The sequence below is a fragment of the Tanticharoenia sakaeratensis NBRC 103193 genome (genome assembly GCF_000963885.1).
GTDB classification, from domain to species: Bacteria; Pseudomonadota; Alphaproteobacteria; order Acetobacterales; family Acetobacteraceae; genus Tanticharoenia; species Tanticharoenia sakaeratensis.
The window spans coordinates 1-10,826 of record NZ_BALE01000023.1 but is presented as its reverse complement, the minus strand read 5'-3'; the positions used below and the strand labels follow the sequence as shown (position 1 = coordinate 10,826).

7 protein-coding genes are annotated in these 10,826 nt (G+C 56.2%); 1 reads left to right on the top strand and 6 read right to left on the bottom strand.

The genetic code is table 11. The annotated features are described in order from the left end of the window. Positions 1 to 212: 212 nt before the first annotated feature. Genes B8446_RS09265 through B8446_RS09245 form a run of 5 tightly spaced genes read right to left on the bottom strand, consistent with a single transcriptional unit; the run spans position 213 to position 7,630 of the window. Positions 213 to 953, bottom strand: a complete 741-nt coding sequence (locus tag B8446_RS09265; RefSeq protein WP_048849082.1) for a M48 family metallopeptidase — start codon at positions 951 to 953, stop codon at positions 213 to 215. Positions 954 to 955: 2 nt separating this feature from the next. Then, positions 956 to 4,252, bottom strand: a complete 3,297-nt coding sequence (locus tag B8446_RS09260; protein ID WP_048849081.1) for a type I restriction endonuclease subunit R — start codon at positions 4,250 to 4,252, stop codon at positions 956 to 958. Positions 4,253 to 4,282: 30 nt separating this feature from the next. Then, the gene (locus tag B8446_RS09255; RefSeq protein WP_048849080.1) at positions 4,283 to 5,482 is read right to left on the bottom strand and encodes a restriction endonuclease subunit S; all 1,200 of its coding nucleotides are present in this window, start codon (positions 5,480 to 5,482) and stop codon (positions 4,283 to 4,285) included. Then, a complete protein-coding gene (locus B8446_RS09250; RefSeq protein ID WP_048849079.1) occupies positions 5,472 to 6,998 on the bottom strand; it encodes a type I restriction-modification system subunit M in 1,527 nt (508 codons plus the stop codon). The genes B8446_RS09255 and B8446_RS09250 overlap by 11 nt, the downstream gene beginning before the upstream one ends. Before the next feature lie 35 nt (positions 6,999 to 7,033). After that, positions 7,034 to 7,630: a restriction endonuclease subunit S domain-containing protein gene (locus B8446_RS09245; protein ID WP_048849078.1), complete on the bottom strand. Its 597-nt coding sequence runs from the start codon at positions 7,628 to 7,630 to the stop codon at positions 7,034 to 7,036. Positions 7,631 to 7,864: 234 nt separating this feature from the next. Between B8446_RS09245 and B8446_RS09240 the strand changes: the two genes are divergently transcribed. After that, complete coding sequence (locus B8446_RS09240; RefSeq protein ID WP_048849077.1) at positions 7,865 to 8,977, top strand: Fic family protein; 1,113 nt, start codon at positions 7,865 to 7,867, stop codon at positions 8,975 to 8,977. A gap of 92 nt (positions 8,978 to 9,069) precedes the next feature. Here the strand turns inward: B8446_RS09240 and B8446_RS09235 are convergent, their stop codons facing one another. After that, positions 9,070 to 10,770, bottom strand: coding sequence for a recombinase family protein (locus tag B8446_RS09235; protein WP_048849076.1), 1,701 nt, complete (start codon positions 10,768 to 10,770; stop codon positions 9,070 to 9,072). Positions 10,771 to 10,826: the final 56 nt, after the last annotated feature.

The following is a 10,826-nucleotide window of genomic DNA, read 5'->3' as shown; positions in this document are numbered from 1 at the left end:
AGACCTTACCCAAAAACGAGGGCATTCCACGGGGCAGGGTCACTTCAAATCGACGATATTATCAGTTGGCTTCGCGCATGGACTTTCATGGAAGCATGCGGATTTGTACCAGAGTAAGCAATCTAAAGCCTCGTATTCGTTAAATGTCTGCTTTCTAGTTTTTATGGCTGATAGCCGACATTCTGTTTCCCCCCCATGGCAGTCAAATAGAGCTATTTTTGCAGCATCATTTCCGCCATTCCATCCAGCCGGGCCTTATGCCGTTCCCAGTCCGGCATCACGCGCTCTAGGAGTGACCAGAAGGCAGGTCCATGATTGTGCTCCTTCAGATGACACAGTTCATGTAGGATAACGTAATCAATGCAGTCGCGCGGGGCTTTGACCAGATGCGGATTGAGCGTGACGATCCCTCCCGGTGAGCAGTTGCCCCACTGGGTCTGCATCACCTGGAGCTTCAGGGCTGGGGGCGTTGTCACCCACAGCGTTGTGGGAAGGAGAGCGTCCAGACGTGTCCGAAACACGTCCTGCGCCCGCGTAAAATACCAGAGTTCCAGTAGCTTCTGAATCCGCAAGGTATTGCGCTCCTGCACAGAAACCTCCAGCCGCCCGCGCAGCATTCGCACGGTCTCTGACGCATCAGGCTGATGATGCACTTTCAGAAGATGCCGCCGTCCCAGATAGAAATGGCTTTCCCCACTGACATAGGCACGCGGCGTGGCATGCTCCTGCACCGCCCGGAAGTCTCGCAGCTTCTCCCAGATCCAGCGGGTCTTCTGGTGTAGCGCCTTTTCCAGATCCGCATCGGATGTGCCGTCAGGGACGACAGCCTGCACAGTCAGGTCAGGATGCACTTTGATCCGCAGGGTTGTGCCGGGGCGAGCACGGGGCAGCAGTTCCACCCGGATCTGCTCACCCCCATAGGTCAGAATGCGGTGTGTCCGGTCATCGCTCATGTTTAGCCACGCAGCGGATCAGCAGGACCGGCCCGCATGATCTGAATGACCTGCTCAATCATCTCCTGCGCCTTGTCGACCCCAAAGCCTGCTTTCTGGCCGGTGCTGAACAGGAGGGGAAGCAGTTCCTTCCTGACCGCCTTTTCCATATCCGGGCGACTCAGAGAATTCTCCCGCACGGCCTTGTCCACGATGCTGTCGATCTCGAATGCCAGATCAACCCAGCGCTGGTTCTCCTCGTCCGTCTGCTTATGGTTGAAGATGGCCGCCAGAGTCTTCAGAAACACGCCATAATAAGCCTGGGCATGGCGATGCCCGTCAAAAACAGACGGAATATTGTTGAGTTTGCGTTCAGCCACCTGCTCCTCAAACTCCTGAAACAGCATGAACTGCTTGAACGGGTGGTCGAATAGGCTCTCCGCCTCCTCAATCACCTTGCGCAGGAGGGCCGAGAAGGCCTCCTTCGCGTAAGGGTCATCCTGCATCTCATGGTCGATCATTTTCGTCACACGGGTGCGGATCAGATCCGTCTCGTTGCGGGTTTTCTCCTCGCTCCAGTTTTCGGGCTCATTGTCTTCGGGCTTCTGGCCCATCTTGCCCACGGCATAGAGTCCTTCGGATTCATGGACCTTCACGCCCGCTACATGCCGGTCCAGTAGCTTCTTCACTTGCTCGGCATACTGGTCGAAGTCCACTGTCTCGCCCGTATCCTGCATGACCATCTGGCGCAGGCTGGTCAGTTGCTTCAGTGTCTCCTTGTAGGTGGCGCGGTCTTTCTCCGTGAAGCTGGTGTCTTCAAAGAAGGCCACAGATTGCAGCGCAACTTTCAGGCAGGCGGCAAACTTCGTCAGCGCTTCATAGAAGTCATCCCGGCGCTTGAGGTTCACGTCCACCATCTGGCCGTGCTCCTCCACCATACGCGGCATGAGCACGGCGCGAAGCTGCTGGAGGTCACTTCTATTCTTCACGCCCTCAAAAATGGCCCACAGAGCTTTGTGCAGGGCGGGGAGTTCGCGGTATTCCGTGCTCATCTGGCTATACAGCCCGGCAATGTCCTTCGGGTCATACCCGCCGACATTCTCGGCTGCCAGTTCGTCATAGCGAGCCAGTGTGGTGTCCAGTTCCGCCAGAATGCCCCGATAATCAATCAGCAGCCCATGCTTCTTCTGGTCATGCAGGCGGTTCACACGCGCAATGGCCTGCAACAGATTGTGCTGTTTGAGCGGCTTGTCGATATAGAGCACCGCATTCTTGGGTTCATCAAACCCGGTCAGCAGCTTATCGACCACGATGATCAGCCTGAGGTCCGGGTCTTTCTCAAAGCGCTCAATAACCCCGCGTGTGTAATCCTCCTCGTTCTGGCTGCCGACATTGTTTTTCCACCAGTCCTGAATTTCCGGCTGTTTGCGCTCATCCACTTCCGTATGGCCCTCGCGCGTATCGGGCGGGCTCATGACGATGGCGCTCTCGAACAGACCGACCTCATCCAGATACTGCTTGTAGCGGATGGCGGAAAGCTTGCTGTCACAGGCCAGCATACCCTTGAGGCCGCTGTCGATATTGCTGTCGAAATGCGTCGCCAGATCCATGGCGATCAGCCGGATACGGTCATCGGCCTTGTAAACCTGATTGGCGCGGGCAAAGCGCTTCTTGAGGTCCGTGACCTGTTCTTCCGTCAGACCCTGTGTGATGCGTTCGAACCAGGCATCTATCGCGCGGTCATTCACATCCAGATCGGGCTTGCGTTCTTCATAGAGCAGGGGCGTCACGGTCCCGTCCGAGACGGCCTGCTGCATCGTGTAGGAGTGGATGATCTTACCAAAACGATTTGTCGTCTCACTCCCCTTAAGCAGCGGCGTGCCGGTAAAGGCAATGAAGGCCGCGTTGGGGAGCGCATGCTTCATGCGGGCATGGTTCTCGCCGCCCTGACTGCGATGCCCTTCATCCACCAGCACGATGATGTCCGCACTGTCATTATGACACTCGGGCAAAGTGGTGGCGGTGTGGAACTTGTTGATGAGCGAGAAGATGATGCGCTCCTGCCCGTGCCCGATCTGCTGCGCCAGACGGCGGCCTGAGGTGGCGAGCGCGTCCTCCTTGTCCTTTTTGTCCGCCAGTTCGCCGCCGGTGGAGAAGGTCGTGCTTAACTGGCGTTCCAGATCTTTGCGGTCTGTCACCACCAGAATGCGGCATTGTTTGAGATCCTCATCCAGAATGAGGGCGCGGCTGAGGAACACCATGGTGAAGGACTTGCCTGACCCTGTGGTGTGCCAGACCACGCCGCCCTCGCGCCCGCCATCGCTGCGGCGGGACTTGATGCGTTCCAGAAGGCGCTTGATGCCAAAAACCTGCTGATAGCGGGCGACGATCTTGCCTGCCTTGCGGTCGACCAGCGTGAAGAACCGCGCCATGTCCAGCAGACGCTCGGGGGAGAGCAGGCCGATCAGCAGCCGATCCTGATCCGTTACATGCAGCGGGCGGGAGGCCCAGTCCTCGAACCACTCCCGCGCAGGGGGCTTCCGGTCGGCAAACAACGCGTCTTTCTGCGCTCCTGAAAGCTGCGTGTTCTTGAGCGCCTCCATCCGGCTTTCGGGAATGTCCTCTTCCTTCCAGCTTGCCCAGAATTTTTTGGGCGTGCCGCAGGTGCCATAGCGCCCGTCATGCCCGGTAATGGAGAGCAGAAGCTGGCTGTAGGCAAAAAGCTGGGGGATTTCATCCTTGTTCTGGTTACGGATGCTCTGGGAAATCCCGGCCTCCACGGTCGGGCCTTTACCCGGCTGGCCATCGGGGCGCTTGGCCTCGATCACCGCCAGCGGAATCCCGTTGACGAAGCACACGATGTCCGGCCTGCGCGTTTGTGTCAGATCCGTGCGCAGGACGCTGAATTCTTCGGTAAAGGTAAAGCTGTTATTGGCTGGGTTCTGCCAGTCGATGAGGGCGATGGTCGGATTGGCCTTGCGCCCGTTGATGAACTCGGTAATGGCAATGCCGAACAGCAGATGCGTCGTCATCTTCTCATTGGCGTCTCGCAGGCCGGAGACAAAGTCCGGGTGCATGACGATGGAGACAAGCCGCTCAATGGCCTGATCGGACAGGGCGTGGTCCTGTCCTTCAAACGTAAAGCGGCGTTTTTTCAGTTCCGCCCGCAGGAGTGTGTCCAGCACCACCGCACTCTGCTTGCCGCCCCGCAAGGCGAGTGCTTCGGATGGCGACAAAAACCGCCAGCCGAGTGTGCTGAGCAGGGCCAGTGCGGGCAGTTTGGCGCTGTATTCTTCCTGAAATTTCGGGGCAGAAACCATGATGTCAAATATCCTGCGAACTGAAATGACTTAATCGACTTTTACGCGGCGTTTGCCCGTGAGAAGCTGCTGCATCAGGGCTTTCTTTTCCTGACGCAGGCGGGAGAGGTCGGATTCAAGGGTCGTGATTTCTTCGTCGGCTGTGGTGAGAACGGCAGCGATGGCTTTTTGTTCAGGGAGAGGGGGGGCGAGACATGTAAGACTCAAGAAAGTTTTCTGATTTAGACGTTTTGAACCTGTCCCCGTCATCTTTGTTTCAAGAGTATTATGTATATTTTCGCGAGCAAGGTAATAGAAAAGCCATGCAGGACATCTGTCAGGTAGAAAATCAAAGCATGGAATATCTTGAGATGTTTCAAATCCGTCTAGAGTTTTTGGAATTATGCCAAAAGCTCCTTTGTGTATATTTTGCTTGCCGTAGATAAATTGTCCGGCTTTTCTGGTGAAGTAATTTGTTGCGTCAATAGATTCAGTTCCACGTACCTCACGTTTTTCAACACCCTTAAGGCTAAGGCGGACTGTAATGCGTTTTTTAGGGTCCGGTTGTGGCGATGGAATCATGCTTTCTTGAAGGAAGGTTTTTAATTTTAAGCTTTTCCACTCCCCCGTGAACCCCAGCAGGCGTTTTTTGCCTGTGAGGAGTTGCCGCATGAGGGCTTTTTTCTGCTGCTGGCTGTTGGCCAGAAGCTTCTCCGTTCCCTCAATCGCACGATCCCACGTCGAGAGGATCGCCGCGATCTTCTTCTGTTCGGGGAGAGGGGGGAGAAGGATGGAGATATTAACCAATTTTTTTGGCGAAGTATGTTTGACTTTCGTGCCACCGGCTTCATTGGAAATGATCAGCCGGTTTTTAGGATCATTATAGAGCCAATAAAGAAAATCCAATGATACAGAATGCGGATCTATTACTTCAATCAATCCAATTCTTTGGTTATGGAGAAATTTATTATTGTCAGGTATAAAAGCAGCGCTTCCTAGAAGTCCGGCCCCCTGCTCGGTCATTGCTAGGATACAATCGCCTTTTTTCAGAAGGTATTCTTTTGGAATTTCTCCAGAATAATATTTCGTTTTATCTTTTTGGTCTCTAAAACCACCGCTTTCGAAGAAATTTCCTGGCGTCAAAACGATATATTTTCCTGAAGTAGAAAAATACTCACCTTTAAACGCATATCCATGTTTGACATGAATATATCTTTCCAGAGTTGTTTCCTTCCACCCCTCAGGAAGCATAACCCAGCTCCTTCAGATAAACGTCCATCTGCGCTTCCAGCTTTGCTAGTTCCGCTTTGATCTCCGCCCGTTCAGCCCGCACGGCGTTCAGGTCGATTTCTTTTTCTTCCTCAAACGTATCGACATAACGCGGAATGTTCAGGTTGTAGTCGTTCTCTTTGATCTCGTCCGGTGTGGCGAGGTGGGCGTATTTGTCCACGTCCTTGCGGGCACGGTAGGTGTCCACGATCTTCGTGATGTTCTCTCCGGTCAGCACGTTCTGGTTCTTGCCCGCCTTGAACTCGCGGCTGGCATCAATGAACAGTACATTCTTCGTCTTGCGGTCCTTGCGGAAGATCAGAATGGCGGCTGGAATTCCCGTGCCGAAGAACAGCTTTTCCGGCAGGCCGATCACGGCGTCCAGCAGGTTTTCCTCAATCAGCTTCTGGCGGATCCTGCCTTCCGAACTGCCCCGGAACAGCACGCCATGCGGTAACACAACACCCATGCGGCCCGTACGGTCTTTCAAAGTGCTGATCATGTGCAGGATAAAGGCGTAATCGCCTTTGGTCTTGGGCGGTACACCACGGGCAAAGCGGTGATGCACGTCCTGCTCCGCCTCGTCATGTCCCCATTTGTCGAGACTGAAGGGCGGGTTGGCCGTCACCACGTCAAAGCGCATCAGGTGGTTTTTATCATCCAGCAGCTTGGGGTTGCGGATGGTGTCGCCCCATTCAATGCGGTGATTGTCCTCGCCATGCAGGAACATGTTCATCTTGGCAAACGACCATGTGGAGCCAATGGCCTCCTGTCCAAGCAGTTCATAGGCTTTGCTGCCGTTATGGTTCTGCGTCACTTGACGCCCGCACTTCATCAGCAATGACGCCGAACCACACGCAGGGTCACAGATCTTATCGCCCGGTTTCGGGCTCAGAATACGGGCCAGCAGTTCACTGACTTCCGGCGGGGTATAGAACTCCCCGGCCTTCTGCCCGCCACTGGCGGCGAAATTCTTGATCAGAAACTCATAGCCATTGCCAATCACGTCGAGATTACCCACGCGGGAAGGGCGTAGGTTCAGGTCCGGCTTGTGAAAATCCTCCAGCAGATGGCGCAGGATGGTGTTCTTCTGCTTCTCATCGCCCAGCTTGTCGGAGTTGAAGCTGATATCCTGGAAGACGCTCTTACCTGCGTCCTTCAGTTTTGTGCCGTTGGCTTCTTCAATGGCGTGCAGGGCTTTGTCGATCCGCTCGCCATTTCCGGGGGCATTGCGGTCTTTATAGAGCGTATAGAAATCCGAGCCTTTGGGCAGAACAAAGCGTTCCTGTGCCATCATGGCTTCGATCAGGGTGGGGTTGTCACCATACTCTTTCTTGTAGCCGTCATAATGGTCCTGCCAGACATCGGAGATGTATTTCAGGAACAGCATGGTCAGCACGTAATCGCGGTATGTGTCAGGGCTGACGGTGCCGCGGAAGGTATCGCAGGCGCTCCACAGCGCCTTGTTGATGGTGTCCTGTGAAATCTGCTCGGTCACGAACTCAAATCCTGTTTCAAAACGTAAGAGGAGTGTCAGCCCGCCAGAAGGTCTCTGGCAAGGCCGGTCATGATCTGCTGGTTTGTCTGGCGCAGGCGGCGAAGAAGGTCTTCCTCGCGCTGCATGGCGTTGGACAGACCGACAATCTGTTCCTGTCGAGGCAAAGGAGGCAGCAGAACGGGCGTGGCCTCCAGCACCGGCCGGGCGATGTTGCGCACAAGGGTGGAGCTCTGGGCGTTCTGTTCCAGATGCCGCTGCGCCGGTTCCTGATTGAGCCACCACGCCAGATAGGCTGGCAGCACATCCGAGCGCGATACGCGCAGCAGAAAGAAGTGCGGAGCGGCGACAGCCTGAAGGCTGCCGATGCTTTCATCGATCAGAACGGCCAGTGACACATTGCCACGGGCAGGGAAAAGAATATCGCCCGGACGCAGCCAGTCCGGCTCGCGACGTCCGGAAACTTCAGTCCGCAGGCAGGACGGCCAATTCACGCCAGAAGGTGAGGTGTCCCGCATCTGCACAACAACCGTTTCAGCGCCTTTGATTGGCTCGATTTTCCCTCGAAACGGGTGACCCGCCGCCACCGTCGCGATATCTGAGAGGTTCAATTTGTCTGCGCGAATGTGCTTCATGCGTTCATATAGAAGGCATGAACTTAAGTCTGTCAATAATAAAAATGCATGAATGTCGTTCATGCATAGGGGCATTCAGTGTGCTGCTGAACCCGGGCAGGGCAGTCGCCGCTATAAGTCGCTTTTGGCGTAGGATGCGGCGAATAATCCGGATAATAACCGCATATTTTGCGGAATTTTGGTTGCTTGATGCGGTGTTTAGGTGCCATATTCTCCGCAAGGAATGCAGAGAATATGGCGCGATACATCTACCAGCAAGCAGGATGGCCGGACTTCCGGTGGGATAGAGACGCCATTTTCCATGAACTCGCCGCCGTGCGTCACCGGCAAGGACGACTTTTGGGACGCATGGAAAGTCTCGGTTTCGATTTCAGGTCGGAAGCCGTGCTCCAGACCCTGACGGAAGATGTTCTCAAGTCGAGCGAGATTGAGGGCGAAAACCTTGATCGCGAGCAGGTGCGTTCTTCCATCGCACGGCGACTGGGCATGGATATTGGCGCGCTGCCACCGGTGGATCGGGATGTCGAAGGCGTTGTGGAGATGATGCTGGATGCGACCGGACATTATGCCCGGTCATTGACTGAAGAAAGACTTTTCGCATGGCATGCTGCTTTGTTTCCGACCGGGCGAAACGGGATGTCACGCATTCTGGTGGGAAAGTGGCGTGATGACAGAACCGGTCCGATGCAGGTCGTGTCCGGCCCTATCGGGCGGGAAAAGATCCATTATGAGGCTCCAGCAGCCAGCAGGGTGCCCGCAGAGATGCAGGCCTTCCTCAACTGGTGCAATACCGAGCAAAATCTGGATCCTGTCCTGAAAGCAGCCATCGCACATCTGTGGTTTGTGACCATTCATCCGTTTGAGGACGGAAACGGACGTATGGCGCGGGCTATCGGGGACCTCATGCTGGCGCGTTCGGAACAGACGGATCAGCGTTTCTACAGCCTTTCAGCTCAGATACGTCACGAACGGAAAGAGTACTACGCAATCCTTGAAGCCACCCAGAAAGGTGATATGGACATCACACCTTGGCTATACTGGTTTCTGGGGGCTCTGGATCGGGCCTTTGATCATGCCGAGCTGGTCCTTAGAAAGGTCATGCAAAAGAGCCGCTTCTGGGACAATCTGGCCGGGCAATCGATCAATGACCGGCAACGTCTCATGCTCAACCGCCTGTTGGATGGATTTGAAGGTAAACTGACCTCATCTAAATGGGCGAAGCTGGCAAAGACGTCACCGGATACCGCCCTGCGGGATATCAATGATCTCGTAGAACGCGGTATCCTGTATAAGGAGGCGGCAGGTGGCAGGAGCACGAGTTATGTTCTGGTTCTTCCCGAGATGTAAAATGCCTGTCGGAGATGATGACCGTGGCAGGGGAATTTATCGGAATAGCCCCTTCGATGAATATATTGATTTATCAATATGTTGAGGGAATTTTAAAGGCGATCAATCAATCCGCTTGTCAGTAGCAGTTTTCTTGGGTTGTGGGCCCCCGCAACCATCTGAACTTGCAATGCCAACGCATCACGAACCCCAGCTCCAAAACGGACTGGGGTTTTCGTTTGTCCGCCTGACGCGACCGTCAGGATACCGGCGAGATCGCCCCGGACATCGATCTGTAGCCCCTTGTCGGATGGCGTGAGAATGATCGCCTCGATTAGCGAACGTATGACCTCGGCCGCCTCCTGACGCTTCTCGTCAAGTTCGGAATGCAGCATGTCGTGCAGGCGCGTGAGCTGCCGGTGGTAGAACTCCGCCATCTGCGGATGGAGCAGGGTCGGCGGCGCTTCGGCGGTCGCGAGGAACTCCTTGAGTTGCGCCTTGCGGGCTTCGAGCTGCGATCCGCGTTCTTTGACGGTTTCGATCGAGATCGCTTCTGAAAGATAGAGGTCCATCAGCCGCTGGATGTCGCGCTCGACCCGCTTCAGTTCTGATTCCGCTGCGCCGATGTCGGCCGACGCTTCCATGCGCAGCCGGTTCATCTCGGTGGTGAACGCGGTGCAGAACTCGGCGAACAGGTCCGGATCCATGAGATGGTGACGCAGGGCGTCGAGCACGCGCCGCTCCAGCTCCTCGCGACGCATATTGGTCCGGTTCTCGCAGGTGCCCTTATTGCGCGCCGTCGAGCAGCCGAGTAGTGCTCCGGAGATCATCGAATAGCCGCCGCCACAGCAGCCGCATTTGCTCAGGCCGGAGAACAGGTAACGGGGGCGGCGCTTCTCGCGGAAATGGTCGGGCGATGACGTGTCGCGAGTGTCCCGGCTGGCGCTGACGCTGGCCTGCCGCGCCTTGACCGCGTCCCACAGATCCTGACCGACGATCCGCAACTCCGGCACCTCCTGGATCACCCATTCGGAGTCCGGATTGGGGCGGGCCTGGCGTTTGCCGGTGTCGGGATCCTTGATGAAACGCTGGCGGTTCCACACCAGCTTGCCCACGTACATCTCATTATTGAGGATGCCGGTGCCCCGTGCGCGGTTGCCGGTGATGGTCGAGAAGCCCCAGGCGCCGCTACTTGGGGCTGAAATGCCTTCGTCATTAAGACGGAAGGCAATCGCGCGCGGTCCCAGACCTGCCGCGAAGTCACGGAAGATGCGACGGACGACCTCTGCTTCTACCATATTGATGGTCCGGTCGCCCCGGATGGGCTCGCCATTGGCGTCGAGCCTGCGCACCACGTCATAGCCGTAGGCGTTGCCGCCGCCCGACTTGCCCTGTTCCACCCGCCCGCGCAGGCCGCGATGGGTCTTCTCAGCCAGGTCCTTCAGGAACAGCGCGTTCATTGTGCCCTTGAGGCCGACATGGAGGTGAGAGACCTCGCCCTCGGAAAGGGTGACAATCCGCACGCCGGCATAGTTCATGCGCTTGAAGACGCCAGCGATATCTTCCTGGTCGCGGGACAGGCGATCCATCGCCTCGGCCAGCACGATCTGGAACCGTCCGCGCTGCGCATCGGTGATCAGCGCCTGGATGCCGGGCCGCATCAGGGAGGCGCCCGATATCGCGTGGTCTGTATACTCCTCGACGATGGTCCAGCCCTGTTTCTCCGCGTGGGTGCGGCAGACGCGAAGTTGGTCGGCGATCGAGGCGTCGCGCTGGTTGTCGGACGAATAGCGGGCGTAGAGCGCGACTTTCACAATCCCATCTCCCTAGGGCCCGGACTCATAACCAGTAGCTGACGGCCGCGACGAGG